This is a genomic window from Neobacillus sp. OS1-2 (genome assembly GCF_030915505.1).
In the GTDB taxonomy this organism is placed as follows: Bacteria; Bacillota; Bacilli; order Bacillales; family Cytobacillaceae; genus Neobacillus.
In genome coordinates this window covers 524432-549686 of record NZ_CP133265.1, presented here as the reverse complement: position 1 = coordinate 549686, position 25255 = coordinate 524432, and the positions used below count along the sequence as shown (strand labels likewise).

Annotated in this window: 26 protein-coding genes, 1 pseudogene and 1 other annotated feature; of the genes and pseudogenes, 24 read left to right on the top strand and 3 right to left on the bottom strand. The window is 40.8% G+C overall.

Annotated features, from left to right (window positions below; all coding sequences use genetic code 11):
• The first annotated feature begins 43 nt into the window (after nucleotides 1–43).
• The 18 genes and pseudogenes from RCG19_RS02955 to RCG19_RS02870 all read left to right on the top strand — a co-directional run bounded on the left by RCG19_RS02955 (nucleotide 44) and on the right by RCG19_RS02870 (nucleotide 17605).
• The gene (locus tag RCG19_RS02955) at nucleotides 44–697 is read left to right on the top strand and encodes a tetratricopeptide repeat protein (RefSeq protein ID WP_308109604.1); all 654 of its coding nucleotides are present in this window, start codon (nucleotides 44–46) and stop codon (nucleotides 695–697) included.
• Nucleotides 698–729: 32 nt separating this feature from the next.
• Nucleotides 730–3153 (top strand): SF1B family DNA helicase RecD2, encoded by a 2424-nt coding sequence (locus tag RCG19_RS02950; protein ID WP_166238713.1) that lies wholly within the window; start codon nucleotides 730–732, stop codon nucleotides 3151–3153.
• Between the two features lie 34 nt (nucleotides 3154–3187).
• Nucleotides 3188–3664: a PRC-barrel domain-containing protein gene (locus tag RCG19_RS02945; RefSeq protein ID WP_166238711.1), complete on the top strand. Its 477-nt coding sequence runs from the start codon at nucleotides 3188–3190 to the stop codon at nucleotides 3662–3664.
• 11 nt (nucleotides 3665–3675) lie between these two features.
• Nucleotides 3676–3867, top strand: a complete 192-nt coding sequence (locus tag RCG19_RS02940) for a hypothetical protein (protein WP_149871089.1) — start codon at nucleotides 3676–3678, stop codon at nucleotides 3865–3867.
• Between the two features lie 22 nt (nucleotides 3868–3889).
• On the top strand, nucleotides 3890–4024 hold the full coding sequence (locus RCG19_RS02935) for a YrzQ family protein (RefSeq protein ID WP_166238709.1): 135 nt from the start codon (nucleotides 3890–3892) through the stop codon (nucleotides 4022–4024).
• 90 nt (nucleotides 4025–4114) lie between these two features.
• Nucleotides 4115–5179 carry an AI-2E family transporter gene (locus RCG19_RS02930; protein ID WP_308109603.1) on the top strand — a complete coding sequence of 355 codons (1065 nt, stop codon included), beginning with the start codon at nucleotides 4115–4117 and terminating at the stop codon, nucleotides 5177–5179.
• 37 nt (nucleotides 5180–5216) lie between these two features.
• Nucleotides 5217–5451, top strand: a binding site (T-box leader).
• 55 nt (nucleotides 5452–5506) lie between these two features.
• Nucleotides 5507–8143 (top strand): alanine--tRNA ligase, encoded by a 2637-nt coding sequence (alaS, locus tag RCG19_RS02925; protein ID WP_308109602.1) that lies wholly within the window; start codon nucleotides 5507–5509, stop codon nucleotides 8141–8143.
• A 119-nt stretch (nucleotides 8144–8262) separates the two neighbouring features.
• On the top strand, nucleotides 8263–8529 hold the full coding sequence (locus RCG19_RS02920) for an IreB family regulatory phosphoprotein (RefSeq protein WP_007084549.1): 267 nt from the start codon (nucleotides 8263–8265) through the stop codon (nucleotides 8527–8529).
• A gap of 3 nt (nucleotides 8530–8532) precedes the next feature.
• The gene (ruvX, locus tag RCG19_RS02915; RefSeq protein ID WP_166238703.1) at nucleotides 8533–8949 is read left to right on the top strand and encodes a Holliday junction resolvase RuvX; all 417 of its coding nucleotides are present in this window, start codon (nucleotides 8533–8535) and stop codon (nucleotides 8947–8949) included.
• A gap of 13 nt (nucleotides 8950–8962) precedes the next feature.
• Nucleotides 8963–9268 (top strand): DUF1292 domain-containing protein, encoded by a 306-nt coding sequence (locus tag RCG19_RS02910; RefSeq protein WP_308109601.1) that lies wholly within the window; start codon nucleotides 8963–8965, stop codon nucleotides 9266–9268.
• Nucleotides 9269–9485: 217 nt separating this feature from the next.
• A complete protein-coding gene (gene mltG, locus RCG19_RS02905; protein WP_166238699.1) occupies nucleotides 9486–10622 on the top strand; it encodes an endolytic transglycosylase MltG in 1137 nt (378 codons plus the stop codon).
• 233 nt (nucleotides 10623–10855) lie between these two features.
• Nucleotides 10856–11506 carry an O-methyltransferase gene (locus RCG19_RS02900; RefSeq protein ID WP_308109600.1) on the top strand — a complete coding sequence of 217 codons (651 nt, stop codon included), beginning with the start codon at nucleotides 10856–10858 and terminating at the stop codon, nucleotides 11504–11506.
• Nucleotides 11503–12432, top strand: coding sequence for a peptidase U32 family protein (locus RCG19_RS02895; protein ID WP_166238695.1), 930 nt, complete (start codon nucleotides 11503–11505; stop codon nucleotides 12430–12432). Before RCG19_RS02900 ends, RCG19_RS02895 begins: the two co-directional genes overlap by 4 nt.
• Before the next feature lie 80 nt (nucleotides 12433–12512).
• Entirely contained in the window at nucleotides 12513–13787 is a 1275-nt protein-coding gene (locus RCG19_RS02890) for a peptidase U32 family protein (protein ID WP_308109599.1), read from the top strand.
• Complete coding sequence (gene udk / locus RCG19_RS02885; RefSeq protein WP_166238690.1) at nucleotides 13784–14419, top strand: uridine kinase; 636 nt, start codon at nucleotides 13784–13786, stop codon at nucleotides 14417–14419. The genes RCG19_RS02890 and udk overlap by 4 nt, the downstream gene beginning before the upstream one ends.
• 153 nt (nucleotides 14420–14572) lie before the next feature.
• Nucleotides 14573–15049: a transcription elongation factor GreA gene (gene greA, locus RCG19_RS02880; protein ID WP_166238688.1), complete on the top strand. Its 477-nt coding sequence runs from the start codon at nucleotides 14573–14575 to the stop codon at nucleotides 15047–15049.
• Between the two features lie 76 nt (nucleotides 15050–15125).
• A pseudogene (locus RCG19_RS02875) lies at nucleotides 15126–16888 on the top strand (peptidoglycan D,D-transpeptidase FtsI family protein).
• Nucleotides 16889–16963: 75 nt separating this feature from the next.
• A complete protein-coding gene (locus RCG19_RS02870) occupies nucleotides 16964–17605 on the top strand; it encodes a YrrS family protein (RefSeq protein WP_166238684.1) in 642 nt (213 codons plus the stop codon).
• 33 nt (nucleotides 17606–17638) lie between these two features.
• Here RCG19_RS02870 and RCG19_RS02865 read toward each other — a convergent pair whose 3' ends face one another.
• Nucleotides 17639–17845: a DUF2536 family protein gene (locus RCG19_RS02865; protein ID WP_207627496.1), complete on the bottom strand. Its 207-nt coding sequence runs from the start codon at nucleotides 17843–17845 to the stop codon at nucleotides 17639–17641.
• Between the two features lie 168 nt (nucleotides 17846–18013).
• Here RCG19_RS02865 and mtnN point away from each other — a divergent pair, with 168 nt between their 5' ends.
• The 5 genes from mtnN (at nucleotide 18014) to RCG19_RS02840 (ending at nucleotide 21579) form a co-directional block, all read left to right on the top strand.
• On the top strand, nucleotides 18014–18709 hold the full coding sequence (gene mtnN, locus RCG19_RS02860; protein WP_308109598.1) for a 5'-methylthioadenosine/S-adenosylhomocysteine nucleosidase: 696 nt from the start codon (nucleotides 18014–18016) through the stop codon (nucleotides 18707–18709).
• An 18-nt stretch (nucleotides 18710–18727) separates the two neighbouring features.
• Nucleotides 18728–19651, top strand: a complete 924-nt coding sequence (locus RCG19_RS02855) for a PLP-dependent cysteine synthase family protein (RefSeq protein WP_308109597.1) — start codon at nucleotides 18728–18730, stop codon at nucleotides 19649–19651.
• A 1-nt stretch (nucleotide 19652) separates the two neighbouring features.
• Nucleotides 19653–20786 (top strand): bifunctional cystathionine gamma-lyase/homocysteine desulfhydrase, encoded by a 1134-nt coding sequence (locus RCG19_RS02850; RefSeq protein WP_308109596.1) that lies wholly within the window; start codon nucleotides 19653–19655, stop codon nucleotides 20784–20786.
• 482 nt (nucleotides 20787–21268) lie between these two features.
• A complete protein-coding gene (locus tag RCG19_RS02845; protein WP_166238891.1) occupies nucleotides 21269–21409 on the top strand; it encodes a YrzI family small protein in 141 nt (46 codons plus the stop codon).
• Between the two features lie 29 nt (nucleotides 21410–21438).
• Nucleotides 21439–21579 (top strand): YrzI family small protein, encoded by a 141-nt coding sequence (locus RCG19_RS02840; protein ID WP_308109595.1) that lies wholly within the window; start codon nucleotides 21439–21441, stop codon nucleotides 21577–21579.
• A gap of 440 nt (nucleotides 21580–22019) precedes the next feature.
• Here RCG19_RS02840 and RCG19_RS02835 read toward each other — a convergent pair whose 3' ends face one another.
• Entirely contained in the window at nucleotides 22020–23819 is a 1800-nt protein-coding gene (locus tag RCG19_RS02835) for a M3 family oligoendopeptidase (protein WP_308109594.1), read from the bottom strand.
• Between the two features lie 122 nt (nucleotides 23820–23941).
• Complete coding sequence (locus RCG19_RS02830; protein ID WP_166238672.1) at nucleotides 23942–24100, bottom strand: hypothetical protein; 159 nt, start codon at nucleotides 24098–24100, stop codon at nucleotides 23942–23944.
• 192 nt (nucleotides 24101–24292) lie between these two features.
• Here RCG19_RS02830 and RCG19_RS02825 point away from each other — a divergent pair, with 192 nt between their 5' ends.
• Nucleotides 24293–25255, top strand: a complete 963-nt coding sequence (locus RCG19_RS02825) for a F510_1955 family glycosylhydrolase (RefSeq protein WP_308109593.1) — start codon at nucleotides 24293–24295, stop codon at nucleotides 25253–25255.

The following is a 25255-nucleotide window of genomic DNA, read 5'->3' as shown; positions in this document are numbered from 1 at the left end:
GGTAAATATGATATACTTTCTCTTAGGATCGGAGTTGATTTTTTTGGATAAGAACCAATTAGGTGTAGCATATATGCAGGAAGGCAACTGGGAAGAGGCGGCAAAGGCCTTTAATGAGGCGATTGAGGAAAATCCGAACGACCCTGTTGCCTATATTAACTTTGGTAATCTTCTTTCTGCCCTCGGTGATGATGAAAAGGCGTTAAATTTTTATCAAAAGGCGCTTAACCTAGATGAAAATGCTGCGGCGGCTTACTATAGCATTGGAAATATATTATTCACTCAGGACCACTTCAACGAGGCGAAAAATATGTTTGAAACAGCAATGAAAAAGGGTCTTGAATCAAGCGACAATTACTTTATGTTAGGATTGACGCTTGTTCAACTGGATCAAGGCCGATTCGCCCTCCCTTATTTGCAAAGAAGTGTTGAACTAAATGAACAGGATGCGGAAGCGCGCTTTCAATATGGATTATGTTTGGCGCAGCTTGAATTCATTGACGAAGCGATTGTCCAACTCGAAAAATGTATTGAGCTAGATCCTAACCATTCAGATGCTTATTATAATTTAGGCGTTTCTTATGCCTTTAAAGAAGACGGTGAACGAGCCTTACACATGTTCAATCAAGCACTCGACATTCAGCCAGATCATCTGTTAGCAGGTCATGCAAAAAAACTGATTGAAAATAATCAATAATTTTTAACTTTCAACTGAAAGGAGGGAGCCAAATGGAAAAACAAGATGCGCTCGATTTATTTGCGGAGCAAGGAAAGTTTGTTAAAGGACGGCCAATCGTAACGATTTTTCATAATGAACAAAATCTTTATACCGTTTTAAGAATCCGTGTTGATGAAACAAATCATCCGTATGAGGACAAGGAAGCCGTAGTTACCGGTTATTTCCCAAAAATTCATGAACAAGAATCCTATATCTTTTTCGGAGATTTTAAGGAACATCCTAAGTTTGGCGTGCAATTTCACACCAATCATTTCCGTAAAGATATGCCCCAAACAAAACAAGGGGTCGTAGCCTATTTATCCGGTGAAATGTTTAAGGGAATTGGGAAAAAGACGGCCGAGAACATTGTTGAAACCTTGGGAGAAGATGCGATTTCGAAAATCCTCAATCAGCCGTCGTTACTTGACTCTATTCCAAAGCTCCCTCCTGAAAAGGCGAAAATGCTTTATGATACGTTGATGGAGCATCAAGGACTTGAGCAGGTTATGGTCGCCCTGAATCAATATGGCTTTGGCCCGCAGATTTCAATGCGGATTTATCAAGCGTATAAAGAAGAAACACTTAATACGATTCAAAAAAATCCTTATCAGCTTGTCGAAGATATTGAAGGTATCGGTTTTGGCCGTGCGGATGAGCTTGGCCATCAGCTAGGGATTACAGGAAGCCATCCAGACCGAATAAAAGCTGCTTGCCTTTACACACTAGAAAACGAAAGTATGCAAACGGGACATGTTTACATGCATGCTCAAGATTTGTTAGAACAAGTAAGGGTACTGCTCGAAGACAATAAACGTGATCAAATTGAATACATAGACATTTCAAATGAGGTAATTAAGCTAGAAGAAGAGGGAAAAATAAAAGTTGAGGAAAAGCGTGTATACCTGCCATCTTTATTTTTCGCTGAAAAGGGTCTTGTTACAAGTATTCAGCGGATATTACAGCAAACAGAATACAAGGAACAATTCCCTGAATCGGAGTTTCTACTGGCTTTAGGTGGATTAGAGGAACGTCTCCAAGTCCAATATGCCCCGTCCCAAAGGGAAGCGATTCAAACGGCGTTAATGTCGCCAATGCTGATTTTAACAGGCGGACCTGGTACGGGTAAGACGACTGTAATCAAGGGAATAGTAGAACTATATGCAGAACTGCACGGCTGTTCCTTAGAAATAAAGGATTACCACAAAAAGGACGAGCCGTTTCCCTTTTTACTCGCTGCCCCGACCGGACGTGCTGCCAAACGAATGACAGAGTCGACGGGACTGCCTGCCGTAACGATTCACCGATTACTTGGCTTTAATGGATCAGAAGGATTTGATCGTGATGATGCAAGCCCGCTCGAAGGGAAAATATTAATTGTTGACGAAACCTCAATGCTCGATATTTGGCTTGCCAATCAATTGTTCAAAGCATTACCAGAGAATATTCAAGTTATCATGGTCGGTGACGAGGATCAACTGCCTTCTGTCGGGCCAGGACAGGTTTTAAAAGACTTGCTGCAGTCTGAACGGATACCGACTGTTCGCCTTACCGATATTTACCGGCAGGCAGAAGGATCATCGATCATCGAACTGGCACATGAAATTAAAAAAGGATATTTGCCTGCAAATATAACTGCAAAACAGGCTGATCGCTCGTTTATTAAATGTTCAACGACGCAGGTGGCACAAGTGGTGGAAAAAGTAGCCTTAAATGCCAAAAACAAAGGGTATTCAGCAAAAGATATACAGGTGTTGGCCCCAATGTACAGAGGACCAGCAGGAATTGATCGCTTAAATGTGCTGCTGCAGGAAATTTTCAACCCGAATCCAGATGGAAAACGGAAGGAAATCGCCTTTGGTGAGGTAAAATACCGTATCGGTGATAAGGTACTCCAGCTTGTGAACCAGCCGGAAAGTAATGTGTTTAACGGGGATATCGGTGAAATTATTTCAATCATTTATGCAAAAGAAAACATGGAGAAACAGGATATGATTTATATTTCCTTTGAAGGGAATGAGGTCGAATATACAAAGCAGGACCTGAATCAAATCACCCATGCCTATTGCTGCTCGGTCCATAAATCACAGGGCAGTGAATTTCCGATTGTTATTTTACCTATTACTAGAAGTTATTATCGGATGCTGCGAAGGAATTTAATTTATACGGCGATTACCAGAAGTAAACAATCATTGATTCTATGTGGTGAAGAGGATGCCCTTCGAATGGGGGTTGAACGAGCAGATGAGCTATTGAGGCAAACGACTCTTTGTCAAAAGCTGCAAGAAACCATCACTGTGAATGCTCTTGAGACATCTGCCAAAATGACGGATCAAGCCGTATCCAATGAATTATCCTATGAGGAAGAATTAATGCAAGTGAATCCAATGGTAGGTATGGAAAACCTTACACCTTATGATTTTCTAACAAATGGCTGAAACTATAAATGTTCGAGAGGAGGTGGGACACTCTTTGCGGACATTTTCTTTATTGAAAGGTCAGCCTGTATTTGAAACGAGAAGTGGCACGAAAATTGGTGAAATAAGTGACCTATGTATTTCAAGCACTGGAAAAGTCAATGGCCTGCTTGTAAAAAAAGGCGTTTTCTTCAAACAATCCTTTTTTCTGGACATTCAAAAGGTGACCTTCTTTGGCTGGGATGGGGTTATGGTTGAGGACGCGGAACAATTGGAAAAGCTAAAGGAGAACCCTCTGCATACGTTAACACATCAACGTCCACTGGATGGAATGATGATGCTTTCGAAAAGCGGGGAGTCGCTCGGATTATTGAAAGATGTATATTTTCAAGAAGAAGTGGGCACAATCGTAGGGTACGAAATTACGGATGGCTTCTTTTCGGATATCACGGAAGGCAAACAAGTCATTCAATCCGAGAAGCCCTTAGCGATCGGAAAGGATGCCATTATCGTAGACGTTAATGATACGTGAGGTGTCTTTTCATGTTTAAGTGTCCAAATTGTCAAAGTAAAGATATTGGCAAAATTGGTATCAACCAATATTATTGCTGGAACTGTTTTATTGAACTTTCTGTTTCCTCAGGGATAATTAATACCCACCAAGTCGAAGAGGATGGGTCACTCAGTTCCTTAGATGATTTGTTTGAAGAAGAAGAGCGTCGCTACACCCTTTAAATATAAAGAAGAGGTGAGACGTATGAATAAAATGATGACAACAGTGGTTGCTTTTGGTGCAGGCATGGCAGCATATAATATGGCTCAAAGAAACAATATGATGTCTGCCCGCAATATGAAAAGGATGCAAAAGAAAGTGAAACGTGCGATATTCTAACATGTGTTTAAATCCCCCTTATAAAATTGAGGGGGATTTTTGTATATTTACATTAATTGTCTCCAAAACTAACAAAAAGGAGGCTTGGAAGTGGATATTCGTATGAAATGGTATTATCGAATTGGCTTTTTGCTCCTTTTATTAATTGTCATTTTTGTTTTTCTGAAAATAAGTTTCCTATGGATGCCAATTGTCCGAATGGCAGCCATCATCCTTCTTCCCTTTGTGATTGGTGGGTTTATCACCTATTTACTACACCCGATTGTTGAAAAATTACACGAAAAAGGACTCCACCGCGGGCTTGCCATTTTCTTAATTTATTTTCTTTTTTTTGGCGGAATTGGTTTTGGACTTTATAAAGGTATACCTGCCATTATTGACCAATTAAAGGACCTGTCTGAAAGTGCTCCTGCTTTTGCCGAACAATACCGCGGCTGGATTAATGAATTGCAGTCGCACACAAGGGCGTGGCCAGATGGACTTCAAGCGCGGATGAATGAGGGCATTGATACCTTCGAAAAAAAGATGGATTCATTACTAACCATCATCGTTAACATCCTTATGGGTTTCCTAAATTCGGCATTACTTATGTTACTTATTCCTTTTATCGCCTTTTATATGTTAAAGGACTTTCCCTTAATTAAACGGGCTGTGTGGTATATTACCCCTAAAAAATGGCGGAAGAAGGGCACGCTTTTTCTCAAGGATGTCGATGAATCTCTTGGTAGCTATATCAGAGGACAACTGTTGGTTTGTATCATTATTGGTAGTCTTTCTGCACTGTTATTTTGGATTTTTGATTTGAACTATCCTTTATTATTAGGGATGATTGTTGGAGCGACTAATGTCATCCCTTATTTTGGCCCGATTATCGGAGCGGTACCAGCGGTAATCATCGCTGCGACAATATCAGTTAAATTAGTGATCATTACCTTGGTGATTGTTTTTGGTCTCCAATTCCTTGAAGGTAATATTTTATCACCGTATATTGTTGGCAAAAGCCTGCATATGCACCCGTTAGTCATTATGGTGGCGTTAACTGCCGGCGGGGAAATTGGCGGAATACTTGGATTGATTTTAGCAGTCCCGGTGCTTGCGGTGCTTAAAGTAGGGATAATTCATGCAAAAAGTCATTTCAGTCATGAATCAAATTGACAAACGTTTTTTTCGTGGCTATAATTCGTCATATAGTAGTAAAATGTTGAAGGACATGAGTATGTTGTAGACCATCTGTAACGCATTAAAAGCGCAGAAGAGAGGAGCTTCCATGGCTGAAAGAAGCTCTAGATGAAGGATGACAGAAAGCTAATCCGGAGTGCAGCTAATCCCTGCCGTTTCGCCGCGTTAAGGCAATTTTGAGAGATGAATACAGCTTTTTTTGTATTCATAATCAGGGTGGTACCGCGAGATATGCTCTCGTCCCTGTTTTGGGGATGAGGGCTTTTTTGTATGCTTTTTTACATAAAAAGGAGGTCAATCTAAATGAAAAACTTAACAGGATCACAAATTCGCTCGATGTTTTTACAATTTTTTAACGAAGAAAAAGGACACACGATTGAACCGAGTGCCTCACTTGTTCCACATGATGATCCATCATTATTGTGGATTAACAGTGGTGTTGCAACCTTAAAGAAATATTTTGACGGTCGTGTTGTACCTGAAAATCCTCGGATCACAAATGCACAAAAATCAATCAGAACCAATGACATTGAAAACGTTGGGAAAACTGCGCGCCATCATACATTCTTTGAGATGCTCGGTAATTTTTCTATTGGTGAATATTTCAAACAAGAAGCAATTGAATGGGCATGGGAGTTTTTAACTGATACTAAATGGATTGGCTGGGCCCCGGAACTGCTGTCTGTTACTGTTCATCCTGAAGATCATGAAGCATTTGACATTTGGCATAAGACAATTGGTTTGCCTGAGGAACGAATTATTCGCCTGGAGGGAAACTTCTGGGATATTGGTGAAGGTCCAAGCGGCCCGAATACGGAAATTTTCTATGATCGCGGCCCGGAATATGGCAATGACCCAAGCGATCCTGAGTTATATCCAGGCGGTGAAAACGACCGATACCTTGAGGTTTGGAACCTTGTCTTTTCACAATTTAATCATAACCCTGATGGTACGTATACACCGCTGCCAAAGAAAAATATTGATACCGGTATGGGACTAGAGCGGATGGCATCTGTCGTTCAAAACGTTCCGACTAATTTTGATACTGATTTATTTATCCCCATCATTCGGGCTACGGAAGAAATCTCGGGCGAAAAATATGGTGTCGATAAAGAACGCGACGTAGCTTTTAAAGTAATTGCTGACCATATCCGAACCGTAGCTTTTGCTGTCGGAGACGGGGCGTTGCCATCAAATGAAGGTCGCGGCTATGTATTGCGCCGCTTGCTGCGCCGCGCTGTCCGCTATGCGAAACAAATTAATATTAACCGTCCATTTATGTTTGAACTCGTCCCTATCGTGGGAGAAATCATGCACGACTTCTATCCGGAAGTAAAGGACAAGACCGAATTCATTCAAAAGGTGATCAAAAACGAGGAAGAGCGTTTCCACGAAACCCTTCATGAAGGCTTGACGATTTTAGCAAACGTTATTAAAAAGGAAAAAGAAAAGGGCAGCGATACCATTACAGGTACCGATATTTTCCGACTCTATGACACCTATGGTTTCCCGGTTGAATTGACAGAAGAATATGCTGAAGAAGAAGGCATGAAGGTTGACCATCAAGGCTTTGAAGTGGAGATGGAGCAGCAGCGTGAACGTGCACGTGCGGCTCGTCAGGACGTCGATTCGATGCAGGTCCAAAAGGGCGTGCTTCGTGATGTTACAGTTGAAAGTAAATTTGTTGGCTACGATACTCTAGAGACAAGTTCGACAGTTGTAGCCATCCTAAAAAATGGCGAACTGGCTGAGAAAGCATCCGGTGGTGAAGAAGTACAACTTATTCTTGACATGACACCGTTTTATGCAGAGAGCGGCGGGCAAATCGCTGACCGTGGTTTGATAGAAGGAGAAAGTGTAGCAGTTGCTGTTAAGGATGTTCAAAAGGCACCAAATGGTCAAAACCTTCATCAAGTAGTCGTGAAGAGTGGTACGCTAAAAACGAATCAACTGGTAACGGCAAAAGTAGATGCTGAAAATCGTGTGAAGATTATTAAAAATCATACGGCAACCCACTTGCTGCATCAGGCATTAAAAGATATTCTTGGGGAGCATGTAAATCAAGCCGGTTCCCTTGTAGAGCCTGACCGTCTTCGTTTTGATTTTTCGCATTTTGGTCAAATTACGCCAGATGAACTAGAACAAGTCGAAAGAATTGTGAACGAAAAAATCTGGAGAAACATCGAAGTGGATATTAGCCTTAAACCAATCGCTGAAGCAAAAGCACTGGGAGCTATGGCACTGTTTGGAGAAAAATATGGTGATATTGTTCGTGTTGTAAGGGTTGGGGATTACAGTCTTGAGCTGTGTGGTGGCTGCCATGTTCCCAATACATCTGTTATTGGACTATTTAAAATTGTTTCCGAAGGTGGAATTGGTGCCGGAACCAGAAGAATTGAGGCAGTAACGGGTGAATCAGCATACAAATCACTAAGTGAACAAGTTGGTTTGTTAAAGGATGCTGCTGAAAAATTAAAAACAAATCCGAAAGAGATCGTGCACCGGATTGATGGCCTGATGGTTGAAATCAAACAACTGCAGCGGGAAAATGAATCCCTTGCCGCAAAACTTGGAAACATTGAAGCAGGCAGCCTTGTTTCGAAGGCGAAAGAAATTGACGGTGTAACAGTTTTAGCCGCTCAAGTTCAGGCAGCAGATATGAATAACTTGAGAAATATGGCCGACGACTTGAAGCAAAAGCTTGGTTCGGTTGTCATCGTTCTTGGCAGTGCCCATGAAGGTAAAGTGAATTTGATCGCCGCTGTAACAAAGGATTTAATCGAAAAAGGCTATCATGCCGGGAAACTAATTAAAGAAGTAGCTTCTCGCTGTGGCGGTGGCGGTGGCGGCCGTCCGGATATGGCACAAGCCGGCGGAAAGGATCCGGAAAAACTGGAACCTGCACTGCAATTCGTTGAGGAATGGGTAAAATCCATTTGATAATAGGACAAAGTAGTGTAAAATGTAGGTAAGAGTGCAAAAAAGCGGAAGCGCCTTGTCTAGGCGCTTCCGCTAGACATTACAATTCTCTCCTCTGTTAGAAAGGCGGGGTGCATGAAATGAGTTCATTTGACAAAACAATGCGATTTAATTTTCCTGAAGAGCCGTTTGAACATGATGTGAAGGATGTCCTTCTTCAAGTTTATGAGGCTCTGCAGGAAAAAGGGTATAATCCTATTAATCAAATTGTCGGCTACCTGTTATCCGGTGACCCTGCTTATATTCCACGGCATCGTGATGCCCGTAACATCATTCGTAAGCTGGAACGGGACGAAATCATTGAGGAATTGGTCAAATCCTACTTAAAACAACAACGAGAGGTTTAATTAATGCGTGCAATGGGTTTAGATGTAGGCTCAAAAACTGTCGGTGTAGCCATTAGTGATGAGCTAGGATGGACAGCACAGGGTCTCAAAACTCTCAAAATCAATGAAGAAAAACAACAGTTTGGTTTTGAGGAAATTGGTCAATTAATTAGTGAGTATCAAGTTGATACGGTCGTCATCGGTTTTCCTAAAAATATGAATGGTACAGTTGGCCCACGGGCTGAAGCTAGTAAGCACTTTGCTGCTGAAATTGAAACTAAATTTGCTGTGCCGACAGTTTTATGGGACGAGCGGCTGACTACAATGGCAGCTGAACGGGTATTGCTGGAAGCTGATGTCAGTCGAAAAAAGCGAAAAAAGGTTATTGATAAAATGGCAGCAGTCATGATTTTGCAAGGCTATCTTGATAGTAAAAATTAATGAGGTGAAGAAAATGGCACACGAACACGAACATAATGAAGAAGATCGCTATATCACATTGATTGATGAAAATGGCGATGAACAACTATTTGAAATACTTTTCACATTTGATTCTGAGGAATTTGAAAAATCCTATATTTTCTTTTATCCAGTAGGTGCAAATGAAGAAGAGGAAGAAGAAATTGACATCCTCACATATGCTTACATCCCAACGGAAGATGGCGGTCTTGGCGAGTTAATGGAAATTGAAACGGATGAAGAATGGGATATGGTGGAAGAAGTATTTAATACTTTTAATGAAGATCAAGAGGTAGAATAAGAATTAGGGAATCGGCTGCATAGCGGCCGATTCTTTCTTTTTCGACAAAAGAAAGTGGAGATTTTGACTTTGAGAATTGTCCAGCCCCCGGTACCTTCCGCTTTTCTTCATAAATTGACATTTTTCTCACAATATGCTGAAATAATTAAGATATCCTTTTTTATTTTTAATAAATTTGGCTTTTTTTTATTCAATGGTCATGGGAAGGGGGAAAACGATGACATCTGACGAAAAGGGAACAAAAAAAGAGATTATTCGGCAAAAAATGCTTGAACAGCACCATGAAGCAAGGGTTGTTCGTAAGATAGTTTCAATCATTTCGATCTTAATCCTATTATTGATCGTCGTTATCGGTGGTGGGGGATACCTTTACATACAATCAGCACTGAAACCAGTTGATTCTAAAAGTAAGAAACAAAAAACAGTTGAAATTCCGTTAGGTTCATCCGTCACAGGAATTGGTGAGAAATTAGAGACAAATGGAATTATTAAAAATGCAAAAGTATTTAAGTATTATGTAAAGCTGAAAAATGAAGGTGGATTTATGGCTGGTAATTATCAGCTAAGCCCTTCAATGGATGTGGCGGAAATTGTCAGCCGTCTGAAAACGGGTAAGGTACTGGCAAAAGCGAGTTTTAAGATTGCGATTCCAGAAGGGAAGCAGCTGACAGAAATTGCCGCTATTATGGCAAAGGCGACAAACCAAAAGGAAGAAGACGTATTTGCTAAATTAAATGACAAAGAATTTATTAAAACGTTAATGGCCAAATATCCGGATATTTTAACAGATGAAGTGTTACACTCTACGGTCAAATATCCGCTCGAAGGATATCTATTCCCGGCTACCTATCCGTTTTATAAGCCAAATCCAACAATTGATGAAATAGTCACAGCCATGCTGGATAAAACACGAAATGTACTATCTGATTATGCGGAAGCAAGTAAAGAGAAAAAGCTATCCGTTCATCAATTATTAACGATGGCCTCGTTAGTGGAGGAGGAAGCTACGGAAAAAGCTGACCGTAAAACGATCGCCAGTGTTTTCTATAATCGAATAAAAAAAGGGATGCCGCTCCAAACTGACCCAACGGTTTTATATGCGCAAGGGAGACATAAAGATAAGGTTTTATATGAGGATTTGGAAGTGAATTCACCATATAATACGTATAAAAATACCGGACTTCCACCAGGGCCGATAGCAAGTGCCGGAAAAGATTCGATTGAAGCGGCATTGGATCCGGAAGAAACGGATTATTATTACTTCCTGGCAACCCCAGAAGGCGAAGTTATTTTTACAAAGACATTGGTTGAACATAATCAAGAAAAGACAAAACATATTACCAATAAAAAATAATAAATCTTAGGGGGAAAGATTAGCATTCCCCCTCTTTTTATGATAAAATAATTCAGGTGTTTTAATATGTATTCTATAGCGTAACTCACAGTATGGTTTTGTGGTGTATCTGACCAAAAACGCACAGAGTTGATCTCATCAGCTCGTTATTTCCTGTGAACGCTATTTTTTCATGTCTAAAGAGCATTATGTAAAGGTAACAATGCTCCTATAGGAATTGAGGTGACGGCAGCTTGTTAAATGAGAAGCTGCATTTTTATATTGATAATCTAATTTCAGAACGAAATCCATTGTTTACGGAAATGGAAAGCTATGCGAAAGAACATAATGTCCCGATTATGGAACTTGCAGGGATTGAAATGATGCTGCAAGTTCTGCGGATTCATCGCACGCACAAAATTCTAGAGGTCGGAACTGCGATTGGGTATTCAGGATTACGAATGGCTGAAGCGATGCCGAATGCTGAAATCATAACGATTGAGCGTGATGTTGAGCGAATTCAAGTGGCAAAAGAATTTATTGGGCGTTCTTTGTACGGGGAGCAAATCACCCTAATTGAAGGTGATGCGCTCGAAGTGGAAGATCAGGTTCGTGTACATGCTCCGTATGATGCCATCTTTATTGATGCGGCAAAAGGCCAATATCAAAAGTTTTTTACGATGTATGAAAAATATCTGAGTCCGGACGGAATGATTATCACCGATAATGTATTGTTTAAAGGTCTTGTCGCAGAAGAAGAAATTGAATCGAAGAGAACCCGAAACCTTGTTAAGAAAATTGATGCTTTTAATCACTGGTTAATGGATCATGCGGATTATGACTCCGTGATTCTCCCTGTAGGAGACGGGGTTGCCATTAGTAAAAGGAGAGGTGAAAGGAAATGAAAAAAACAGAATTGCTTGTCACTCCATTGTCCGTGGATGAGATTTTACCCTTAGCGGAAGCCGGTGCAGATGCATTTGTGGTGGGTGAGCAGCGATATGGATTACGACTAGCAGGAGAATTCAATCGTGAAGATGTTAAAAAGGCGATTACTCTAGCCCATAGCAAGGGAAAAAAGGTGTATGTGGCGATGAATGCGATATTTCACAATGAAAAAATAGCCGAACTTGCTGACTATATTCAATTTGCTCAAGAAGCAATGGCGGATGCAATTATTTTCGGCGACCCGGCTGTATTAATGACGGCAAAAGAAGTGGCACCGGAAATGAAACTCCATTGGAATACCGAGACAACGGGAACAAACTGGTACACATGTAACTATTGGGGTCGAAAAGGTGCAAAACGGGCAGTCCTAGCACGTGAAATCAACATGGATGCCATTATTGAAATGAAGCAACATGCTGAAGTGGAAATTGAAGTCCAGGTACACGGAATGAGTTGTATGTTTCAATCTAAACGCTCATTGCTAGGTAACTATTATGAGTATCAAGGAAAAGTCTTGGAAGTTGAAAATCGCAAGATGGAAAAAAATATGTTTTTGCATGATAAAGAGCGTGAAAATAAATATCCGATTTTCGAAGATGAGAACGGTACGCATATTATGAGCCCAAATGATATTTGTATGATTGATGAACTGCAAGAAATGCTCGAAGCCGGTGTTGATACGTTTAAAATCGATGGAATCTTAAAAAGTCCTGAATATATTTTAGCTGTAACAAAGGCTTATCGTGCAGCAATTGACTTATTTATGGAAGATCCGGATGCTTATGACGATAAAAAGGACGAACTGTTGGCTGCAATTGAGGAAATTCAACCGGCAAATCGTTCAATAGATACGGGATTCTTTTTCAAAGAAACGGTTTACTAATTAGAAAGCGGAAGCGCCTTGCACAGGGGCTTATGACCCCTTGGCGCTGAAGCAAGACAAAACTTAGGAGGGGTGCAAACATGAATAACGTTAAAGATACTATTTCTGAAATCATCGATGGAAAACGTGTCATAGTGAAAAAGCCAGAACTCCTTGCGCCAGCGGGTAATCTTGAAAAATTAAAAATTGCGGTTCATTATGGGGCAGATGCTGTGTTTATTGGCGGTCAGGAATATGGACTTCGTTCAAACGCTGATAACTTTACATTTGAGGAAATGAAAGATGGCGTCGAATTTGCCAAAAAATATGGCGCGAAAATTTATGTGACAACGAACATTTTTGCCCATAATGAAAATATTGATGGTTTAGAGGAATATATTCTTGGCTTGAAGGAAACAGGAATTGCCGGGATTATTGTTGCGGATCCACTCATTATTGAAACCTGCCAGCGGCTTGCCCCGGAGATCGAGATCCATATCAGCACACAGCAGTCACTTTCTAACTGGAAGGCTGCACAGTTTTGGAAAGAGTCAGGTGCAGAACGTGTCGTATTAGCAAGAGAGGTCAGTGCGGAAGAAATCAGAGAAATGAAGGAAAAGGTCGATGTTGAGATTGAAACCTTTATTCATGGAGCCATGTGCATCGCCTATTCCGGACGTTGTACATTGAGTAATCATATGACAGCACGGGATTCCAACCGTGGCGGCTGCTGCCAGTCTTGCCGCTGGGATTATGATCTCTACACACTAGAAGGCAGTAATCAAGAAGTTGCCCTGTTTGAAGAAGGCAATGACCCGTTTGCGATGAGCCCGAAGGATCTTAATTTAATTCAGGCGATTCCACAGATGATTGAGCTAGGGATTGACAGTTTGAAAATTGAAGGCAGAATGAAATCAATTCATTACATTGCCACAGTTGTGAGTGTTTATCGGAAAGTGATTGATGCCTATTGCGCTGACCCTGAGAATTTCGTCATCAAGCGTGAATGGTTAGAAGAACTCGATAAATGTGCAAACCGTGAAACAGCGCCTGCTTTTTTTGAAGGGGTTCCAGGGTATAAAGAGCAAATGTTTGGTAATCATAGCAAGAAGACAAAGTTTGAGTTTGTTGGTCTTGTGCTGGATTATAACGAGGAAACACAGATAGTGACATTACAGCAAAGAAACCATTTTAAGCCGGGGCAAGAAGTAGAATTTTTCGGACCGGAAATTCAAAACTTTACGCATGTGATTGATAAAGTTTGGGATGAAAAAGGAAATGAATTGGATGCAGCTAGACATCCGCTTCAGATTGTACAATTTAAATTGGACAAACCGGTGTATCCTAACAACATGATGCGAAAGGAGAACGCATGATGCAGAAACCGGTTGTTATTGGTGTAACCGGCGGCTCAGGCTCCGGAAAAACCAGTGTAACAAAAGCAATTTACGAAAGCTTGAAGGAACATTCCATTTTGGTGCTGGAACAAGATTATTACTACAAGGATCAACATGATGTGCCTTTTGAGGAACGATTGAAGACAAATTATGATCACCCGCTTGCTTTTGATAATGATTTGCTAATCGAGCATATTGAGAAACTTTTACGCTATGAAGCAATAGAAAAACCTGTTTATGATTATTCCATCCACACACGTTCAGATAAGGTTATACCCGTGGAGCCGCAGGATGTAATCATTTTGGAGGGGATTTTAGTACTCGAGGATGAGCGGCTTCGCAATTTAATGGACATCAAATTGTACGTAGATACGGATGCCGATTTGCGAATCATCCGCCGGCTGACTCGTGATATTCGCGAAAGGGGACGGACTTTCGATTCTGTTATCGATCAATATCTGAATGTAGTCCGGCCAATGCATAACCAATTTATTGAACCAACGAAGCGTTATGCGGATGTCATTATCCCTGAGGGAGGCCAAAATCATGTTGCCGTCGATTTAATGGTCACAAAAATTCAAACAATTCTTGAACAAAAGTCATTTTTATGACACAATAGCTATTATTAGACTTAAAATAAATAATTTTAGCGCGTCCCCTTTTAAAAGGACGCGCTACTATGTATTTGCCATATGGCAAACAATCTACATACCATACATACACAATTCTAATGGGGGATTGTGAGACTTGAAGGAGTGAGGGTTTTGGCTGCAGAAAAAGTATTTCCTATGACACAAGCAGGAAAAGACAAACTTGTACAAGAACTTGAATACTTAAAATCAGTAAAGCGTAAAGAAGTGGTGGAAAGAATTAAAATTGCTAGAAGTTTTGGTGATTTGTCTGAAAACTCTGAGTATGATTCCGCAAAAGAAGAGCAGGCATTTGTTGAGGGCCGTATTACGACCTTAGAAAATATGATTCGTAATGCTAAGATAATTGCTGAAAGCGAGATCGCCGGCGATTCAGTCGCACTTGGCAGATCCGTTACATTTATTGAACTTCCGGATGGGGAAGAAGAAACTTACTCTATTGTTGGAAGTGCTGAGGCAGATCCATTTGAAGGGAAAATTTCGAATGACTCGCCGATTGCGAAAAGTCTTTTAGGTAAAAAAGTAGGCGATCAAGTCTCTGTTCAAACACCAGGCGGTGAAATGAGCGTTCGTATTACAAAGATTAACTAAAGGATATGAGTACAATTCATCTGAATATTGTTTGAAATGCTTGAACCTCGTCAAAACTTTTGACGAGGTGTTTTTTATGTGGAAAAGACGAGCACTTGGCTGGCTTTTTATTTGTATAACCGGTTTGCTGCTCCTGTTGGTTCGCTTAATGCAAATCCAATTAGTGGAGACAAAGACCTTTTCGAAACATCATGTAAATTTACTTGAGGAAAGTGTCAAACAACGAACACAGGAGCTTGTGATTGATAACGGCAGAGGCAATTTCCTTGACCGAAATGGGGTTATGTTGACGCACAATAAAGTTTCTGTCCTCGTTCTATTTCCTTTTTTAAAAAAGATGGATTGGGAGATTGAGAAGGTGTCTTCCATTTCAGGAATTCCGGAAAATACGCTTAAACTAGCTGTAGAAAAGGCAAAAAAGCCGTTTGCCTTTGGTGACCCACAGCCATTTGAATTGACCAAATCGCAGATGAAAAGGATTAACGCCTTAAAAATCCCTGGGGTTTTTGCGATTGAAAAGAAATTTGAGCGTTCGGAAATACCGGCAGAACAGTTGATTGGTCTAACTAGAGAAAACCCAAAGGAATTAAGTAAGCGTTATCCAAACAAAGAACTATCAGAGAAGACATTGCTTGGTGTATCCGGGCTTGAGGAAAGCTTTGATGAATTCCTTCTCCCAGAAGGGAAATCAAAGCTTGTTTACCACGTGGATGGCACTGGTGGTCCTCTATTCGGTATTAATGTTAAATATGTTGATCCGGCAAATCCGTTTTATCCTGTAAACGTCAAAACCACCCTCGATAAGGATCTACAGCAAAAAGCGGAGAATCTTATTGATCGGTACCAAATCAAAAAAGGCGGCCTTATTCTCCTCAATATGGAGGATAATAGTGTGCTTGCCATGGTTTCCCGACCGGCGATAAATAAAAAGGATCCATACAGTGGCGGGGGAATTACCAATATGATGTTGAAGCAACAAATCGTTGGTTCTGTTTTTAAAACGGTTGTTGCCGCTGCGGCAATCGACCAAAATCTTGATGACCCCACTCGTCTATTTGATTGCAGTAAAAAGATTAATGGAAAACCGGAATTAAAATATAATTATGGAATGCTGGATTTTGCGACCAGTTTTTCCCGAAGCTGTAATCGGACCTTTGGTGAGCTGGCGAAGGAATTGCAAAAGGCAAATCCTCATCTTTTAGAAGAATATGCGACCAAATTATCGCTAATCGGCCCCGTTGGCTGGCAGGGGGATGTCTATCATACAAGTGATTTCAATCAATTTGCAAATGAGGATCATGGCAGGGTCTTCTTGAATGATGAGGCTAGAAAAGATGCCAATTTTGCCGCGATGTCCGGAATCGGTCAACATGAGGTTCGCGTCACTCCATTAGCTGTCGCCAATATGATGGCCACGATAGCAAGAGGGGGAAAAAGGAAATGGTTCGTGCTGTTTCTAAAATCGAGTATAAAAACGGCACGACGATGGTCGATTTCCCTGAAACCAGCTTAAAAGGGGATATCATATCCCCATATGCGGCAATGAAACTGCAAAAATTACTGCGTGAAGTAGTGGTGAACCCAAATGGAACGGGTAGATGGTTTAAGGACTTGCCATATGAAGTAGCAGGTAAATCAGGCACTGCCGAAACAGGAAAATTTGAAAATGGCATGCAGCTGCATAATAAGTGGTTTGCCGGCTATTTCCCTTATCAAAATCCCAAATATGTTCTCGTTACTGTGAATTTGGATGTGGTCGATTCCGAGGGTGGGATTAATTTGTTATTTGCTGATATGGTTAAGATGCTTTATGAAAAAGACCATGGTAACGGAGAGTGAAAAATGGTTTTTCCTTCATGTTCTCATTGAATCATGTTAGAATATTGAGAGCCTTATTTTTACGGAGGGATAACATTGAGTAATGATTTCAATTCTAAATCGCGTTCCGGTTACCGTGCGAAAAGAAAAAAAACCAATCTCGTTTTAAATAGTTTAATCATCATTGTGTTGCTGCTCATTATTTTTGTCGCCTATACTATTTTTCTATCAGGCGGTGATGAAAAAGCGGCTCCTAAGCAGCAGGATCCTAAAATGGAACAAAAAGATACAACCCATAAAGCGGACACGGAAAAGAAAAAAGATGAAGTTGTTCAAAAGGATGACAGTTCCTCTAAAAATGATTCCGAAGAGGAGCAAGAAAGTGAAGAAGCCTCTGTGCCTGAATCGACAGATGATTCCCAAGCAGTAGTTTCCGAAGACGGCACCACCATCGAAAACCCTGCGTGGAAACCTGTTGGCACAACCCAGACAGGGGATCATACTCCGGTATATAGTGGTGTTGATTGGGATGAAATGCTGAGTGCCATCTCATATGCCACTGGGGTTGATACAAGCAATATGACCGTTATATGGCTTGGCAAGGATCCTGCTAAAGCGAATGCCTCTGTAGGAACCATTTCTGCAAAAGATACAAAGGAAAAGTTTAAAGTATTCATCGAGTGGGTTGATGGTCAAGGATGGAAACCGACGAAGGTTATTAATGTAACCGGAGAGTAACAAACAAGGATGGGCCTGAAAAAAGGCACCATCCTATTTCTTTTTAAAATGAACAACCGCTGTGAAGTATGTTTGTCCATTTTCATTCACATGCATCTGGTGGGATACGGAATGGACTCCCAGCATAATTGCTCTATTTTCATCAATTTGTGATTCAATCTTTTTTTGTAATGTTTTTAGAGTAGTAGCCTCGAAAAATTCCACTTTATCCTCTATTAAGTCAAACTGAAAATTCACCATAAATCATCCTTTCTATACATTATTTTAGTAATTTTTTATGATACTGGCAATGTATTTGAATAAAGGGGTGAGGTATGATAACATGATTTTGGTTAAATTCATAGTATATTAATGGGGATTAAACACCCTATTACCTATTTGTAGAACATTATGAAAGAGGTTTAAGGAATGAAAATAGCTATCATCGGAGCAATGGAAGAAGAAGTTACCTTACTACGAAATAATATCGAGGGGCAAACACAGGAAACGGTCGCAGGTTGTGAATTTACATTTGGAAAGATGCACGGTACAGATGTCATCCTTCTCCGTTCCGGGATTGGCAAGGTAAACGCAGCGATGTCAACGACCATCCTGCTTGAAAAATATCAGCCTGATTGCGTTATTAATACGGGGTCAGCAGGGGGCTTTAATCCTGCACTTAATGTCGGAGATGCCGTTATTTCAACGGAAGTCCGCCATCATGATGTTGATGTTACCGCATTTGGCTATGAATATGGTCAGGTGCCACAGCTTCCGGCAGCATTTGCAGCTGATGAAAAATTAATTTCTGTTGCTGAATCTGCTGCAAATGAACTTGAAAACTTCCAAATTGTAAAGGGATTGATTGTGACGGGTGATTCCTTTATGGAAGACCCAGTCCGTGTTGATTTTGTTCGTTCTAAATTCGAGGATTTACAAGCGGTTGAAATGGAGGCTGCAGCAATCGCCCAAGTGGCGCACCGTTTCGGTGTTCCATTTGTCATTATTCGTTCTCTTTCCGACATTGCCGGAAAGGAATCCGAAATTTCGTTTGATCAATTTATTGATAAGGCAGCGACTAATTCTGCTACGTTAGTGATGAAAATGGTAGCAGCACTCAAATAGCTTTTTAGGGGTGGAGAAATGCAAGTCTACAAAAATGTACATGAATTAATTGGGCACACACCAATTGTCGAAATTACACAGTTTTCTTTGCCTGAAGGTGTTCGCATTTTTGCGAAACTGGAGTTCATGAACCCTGGGGGAAGTGTCAAAGACCGGCTTGGAGTCGAGCTTTTACATGAGGCGTTTTCTAGTGGAAAACTCCGGGCAGGTGGGACTGTCATAGAGCCGACAGCCGGAAATACTGGGATTGGGTTAGCGCTTGCTGCCATCAATAAAGGGGTTCAAGTTATATTTTGCGTCCCTGAAAAGTTCAGTATGGAAAAGCAGGAAATCATGAAAGCGCTCGGGGCAAGAATCGTTCAAACACCAACGGAGAAAGGTATTAAGGGGGCGATTGCCAAAGCAGAGGAGCTCCTTCGAGAAATTCCAGGCTCCTATTGTCCGCAGCAATTTGCGAACCCCGCCAATCCTGCTACCTATTACAAAACATTAGGACCGGAACTCTGGGATCAACTCGATGGTGACATTGATATCTTTGTTGCCGGGGCTGGTTCAGGCGGTACGTTCACGGGAACTGCCCGTTATTTGAAAGAACAAAAAAAGCAGATCAAAACAGTCATTGTCGAGCCGCAGGGGTCCATTTTAAATGGTGGCGAATCTGGCCCACATAAAACCGAGGGGATTGGCATGGAATTCTTGCCTCCGTTTATGGAACCTGACTATTTTGACGCTATTCATACCATTGCTGATGATGATGCCTTTCATTACGTGAAAGAGCTGGCAGCTAAAGAGGGGCTGCTTGTGGGCAGTTCTTCTGGAGCCGCTTTTTATGCTGCCATGAAAGAGGCGGAAACAGCAAAAGCAGGGACAAACATCGTGGTTATTTTTCCAGATGGAAGTGAACGATATTTAAGCAAGAAAATCTTTGAAGGGGGTATTTAGAATGAGAAGAAAGACGAAATTGATCCATGGAGGCATTAGTGAAGATCCAGCAACAGGTGCTGTTTCTTTCCCAATTTATCAAGTGAGTACGTATAAACAGGAAGGTGTCGGCGGCCATAAGGGCTTCGAATATTCCCGTACTGGAAATCCGACCAGACATGCGCTTGAAGAGCTGATTAAGGAAATCGAAGGCGGTAAGGCGGGATTTGCTTTTGGTTCTGGTATGGCGGCGATTACAGCTGTGATTATGCTGTTTAACAGCGGTGATCACGTTATCTTAACGGATGATGTGTACGGCGGCACATTCCGTGTCATGACCAAGGTGTTGAATCGGTTCGGAATCGATGCAACCTTTGTTGATACAAGTAACTTAGATAATATTAAAAGTGAAATTAAACCAAATACACGGGCCGTTTATTTAGAAACACCGACAAACCCGCTTTTGAAAATAACGGATATTAAAGCGGCAGCGGAGATTGCAAAAGAACATGGTCTTTTAACGATTGTTGATAATACGTTCTCGACTCCATTTTGGCAAAATCCGATTGAGCTTGGCGCGGATATTGTTCTTCATAGTGCGACGAAATATATTGGCGGTCATAGTGATGTTGTGGCGGGACTAGTGGTAGTAAATAGTGATAAGCTTGCCGAAGACCTTCATTTTGTCCAAAACTCAACAGGGGGTGTTCTAGGGCCTCAGGATTCATGGCTGTTAATCAGAGGAATCAAAACATTAGGGATTCGCATGGAAGAAACGGAAACGAATACAAAGGCGATTGTTAGCTTCTTACAAGGCCATAGTAAGGTGAAGAAGGTATTTTATCCTGGACTTGAAACACATCCGAATCATGAGATTGCCATGAAGCAGGCAAGAGGGTTTGGAGGCATGGTTTCGTTCGATGTTGGCAGTGCAGAGAATGCGGACCAGTTGTTAAGCAAAGTGAAATATTTTACCTTAGCTGAAAGCCTTGGTGCGGTTGAAAGCTTAATTTCAGTTCCTGCAAGAATGACCCATGCCTCAATTCCGGCAGAAAGACGTGCAGAACTAGGCATCACAGAAGGCCTAGTCCGTATCTCCGTCGGACTTGAAGATATTGAAGACCTAATCGAAGATCTTACACAAGCCTTAGAGTAGTTATAATAAAAATAGTGTAAAAAGTGTAAAGGGTGTCAGGCACCATGTGAAATTTTTTTCACATGGTGCCTGTTTTACGTGGGTCGAGCCTTTTTTTTATAAAATTTATTCAAAAAGGTTTACAAAGTAATGGTACGTGGATATAATTACCGTAGTAAGTAAAAAATTCCAAAGGAGGTCGAAGAAAATGATGTTACTTGCAATCAACAATGGCGGTGCCGCTGTAATGAAAACTGTATATTTGAATATTTCGCATTCGACCAGACTGGAATGGATTGCTTAACACTTTGTTACAATACATATCCATGCCGCAGGGAGAATGACGCCCTGTGGCATTTTTGTGTCTAAAAAAGGCCGGCCGCAGGGGAGTGACTTCCTGCGGCCTTTTTATGCCCTTTTTTCTCGCAAAATGGATATGTCTGGAATATGGTGAAGATGTTGCTGGATTAAAAAGAAGAGATCAGTTAAAGGAGGTGGTAGACATGACCCTAAATATCTTATTTTTCTCAATCACCATAAAAAAACGAAAGATGAGTCTGGAAGAAGCGGTTCAACAGGAAATGGTTGAAAAACTATATGACGAAGCGAAAGAACGCCAAATTTCGATGCATCATTTCATGTAATAATCCTTTAAAAAAGGAAGTGAATCAAATTGACACTTAATATATTCTTTTTAACGATAACCATTCGTAAACGAAAAATGAGTCCTCAAGAGGCCACCCATCAAGAAATGGTTGAAAAGATTTATGAACAGAACAAAGAACGCCAAGCATCGATGTTCCGGATTATGTAGGCAGTAAAAAATAATACGATTTGAAAGGTGGTTTTAATTATGTTGTTTTTTCTAATGCAAGGACGAGGGGCTAGTTTGTGGTATATGAAGGATACCACCTAGCCGAACGAAAAATAGGAGGTAACAAAAATGCCGCTTCATATTTTATTATTGTCACTCATTTTTAAACGAAAGAAAAAAGAATCGAAATGACCTCATTGTTTTAATGTGCTTTGTTAACAAATTGTTCACTTTTCCCTCAGATAGTTACGGTGAAAACATGATAAATTGAAGATATAGAAATGCATGATTTATCTAAGGGGTGGAGAATTATGTTCATGATGGTGATAGCTTTAGTTATTACTGGGGCAATCGGCTGTGTAATCTCAGCAGAGGTAAGTGTAGAATAGAAATAAAGCATCGGCTAAGTTTTTATCGCCGATGCTTTTCTTTCGTTCCTTTTATTGCTTCTCAGTTAGCTCCAAGAACTCGTCAATATCATCAAGACAGATGTGTACGGCCTTCTCCCAGAAGTCCTTCTGAGTAAGATCAACCTGCAAATGTTTCTGCGCAAGTTCCTCGACTGTCATTGAAGCTGTGTCACGCAATAAAGCAATATACTTTTCTTCATATCCTTTTCCTTCTTCCAGTGCCTCAGCATAAATACCGAGCGAGAACAGGTAGCCAAAGGTATAAGGGAAGTTATAAAACGGAACACCGGTAATGAAGAAATGTAGCTTAGAAGCCCAGAATAATGGGTGATATTCTGCTAAGGCATCACAGTAAGCTTCTTTTTGCGCCTCAAGCATCAACTCATTTAATTTTTCTACCGAAACGGTTCCTAGTTTTCTTTCCTCATAAAGATGAGTTTCAAACAAGTAACGGGCATGAATATTCATTAAAAGGGCAACCGTTCTTTGGATTTTGTCATCTAAAAGAACGAGCTTTTCTTCTTCATTTTTTGCGTTTTTTACAGCTGCATCGGCGACAATCATTTCCGCAAAGGTGGAGGCGGTTTCTGCCACGTTCATTGCATAATTACAGTTAAGGAATGGAACATCTCTCATTGTAAAAGAATGAAAGGCATGCCCAAGCTCATGTGCCAGTGTCGAAACATTTGAAGGTGTCCCGGAATACGTCATGAAAATTCGCGATTGTTTACTTTCAGGGAAATCGGTACAAAAACCTCCGGGTGCTTTGGCGGGGCGATCCTCAGCCTCAACCCACTGCTCCTCGAACGCATTCTTCGTAAAAGCAGCTAATTTATCGCCAAAAAGAGCAAAATTCTCTTCAATAAATTTGGCTCCTTCTTGATAAGAAACCTTTGATTCTGTTTTCCCGTATGGTGCTTCTAAATCAAACCAGCTCAATTTATTCAAGCCTAGAAGCTTTGCTTTACGATCCAAATAGTGTACAAGCTTCTGTTTATTTTCCGAAATAACTGCCCACATCGTTTCCAGTGTTTCTTTTTTCATCCGATTAATGCTGAGCGGTTCCTTTAAGACATCTTCCCAGCCTCGTTTTTTATAGACATTCAAACGAAACCCGGAAAGATGGTTTAATGTTTTGGCTAGGAAATCTGCTTGCTCTCCCCAAGACTTTTCCCAATTTTTAAAAACTGCTGAACGGACGTCGCGGTCGGAGCTGGAGAATTTATTGAAGGCTTGACCAACAGAAAGCAGTTTCTCCACTCCTTTTTCCATATAGGAGACTTTGATCTTGCTAACGATTAAATCATACAGTTGACCCCAGCTGTGATAGCCATCTACTTCAAGGGCGCTGATTAAGGCTTCCTCTTCTTTAGACAACTTCTCCTGCGCTTTTTCACGACTTTCCGTTAACACAAAAGCGAGCTCCGTTAACGATGGGGCGCTTACAATTTGCTTCCATGCCTCATCATCAATCGTTGTCAGTAAATTGTCTAATGACCCCAGTGCTGTCTGGAACGTTGCGTTTAAGTGTGTTATTTTTGCGTCAAGTGAATAGGCTTTTTTATCTTCGGTATTTTGTGCAAGTAAACAGCCAACAAAGGCACCTGCCTGAATTAACCCTTTTGCGGAGCTTTCTAAATCCGCAAGTAATTTCTGCAAATACTTGGCGTCCTCAAGTGAACTAACCGGTGTCCAGTTATTCACCTTTGATTCGAATTGGTTGATCAGTTCCTCGGTTTGAAGAAGATGATCCTGTAACTCCGGGGAATCGCTTCCGCCCTTGAAAAAAATATCTAGATTCCAGACTTCAGAATATGTAGTCGCAGTCATTATCAGTACCCCCTTTAAATATGTACCTATTTATTATATGTCTACCTTTTTAAAAATTCTATATTTTGTGCATTTCAAAAGAAAAATGGCTCATGCTTAAGCGCATAAGCCGGATCTTGCCCCTAATAATAACAGGAATACCACCACCAGGCGCCAAAGATAAATAATAGAATAAACAGAACAATGATGACTGCAAACCATATCCCGCCGCGTACATATGGACTAGGATAAGCAGGATAGGGTGCTGGGTATCCGAAGGCAGATGGATATCCGTATGGCATCAAGATTCCCCCTTTCCCCTTTTATAGTAGCGTATGAGCCCTTATTACTTACTGTGTAGGCAAAAGTGTATGTCCACTAGACACAAATAAAGATTTTTTGATAAAGGGCAATTAGTTGACAAGCTTGTTGTGTCTAGGGTATATGTGAATGGGTATCTCATAGATTTTGATGAAGTTTTTCGGGAGGTAAAAATGAAGGGTAAAATAAAAATGATTACGGTCATCCTTTTGGGAGTACTATTAATCGCGGCCGGCTGCTCGAACAAGAGTGAGGAGCCAAAACAGACTAAGAATGAAAACAAGACTGTCACCAAAACAAAATTTGACATTATCGAGGCGAAATCATTTAAGTTAAAAAATATCCGCGGGATTGGCTATCCAGGAAATGACAATGCCTTATATGTCGCAGCGAATGATGGGTTAAAAATGTACAAGGATGATTTGTGGTATGAAACATCAGCCAATCACCATGACTATATCGGATTTCAAGCAGTGGAAGCAGGTTTTATTGCCAGTGGGCATCCCCAAAAAGGGACGAATATAAAGGATCCCCTTGGATTAGTAAAAAGTACGGATAAAGGGGAGACGCTAGAAAAATTAGCCTTCTATGGGAATGCTAACTTTCATTTTACCGCGGCAAGCTTTTCTGGGAATGGCATGTATGTAATTAGTGAGGAGCCGAATGATAAGTTAAGTCTAGGCGTGAACTATTCTACTGATAATGGTAACTCGTGGAAAAAGAGCGGCCTTAAGGAGTTTAACGCCGATTCATATGGGATGATGGCGGTTCATCCGGAAAACGGTAATACATTCACGATGGCAACTAGGTCCGGTATCTATTATTCAATTGATAACGGAAATACAATGAAACAAATTACAGACCCTATTATGGTAACCGCATTAACATTTAGTGGGGATTCCATTTTATTTTCAAGTGTTGAAAACGATAAAATCTTATTAAAGACGATTAATCCTTCGTCGGGAGAACAACAAAACCTGACCTTTCCGTTTCTAGATTATGATAATCCCATTACCTATTTGGCGGTAAATCCAAAAGACAAAAACCAAATCGCCTTTACAACCTATAAAAATGATTTATATGAATCCAATGATGGTGGTCAAAATTGGAAAAGGCTTTTGGAGAATGGAAAGTAA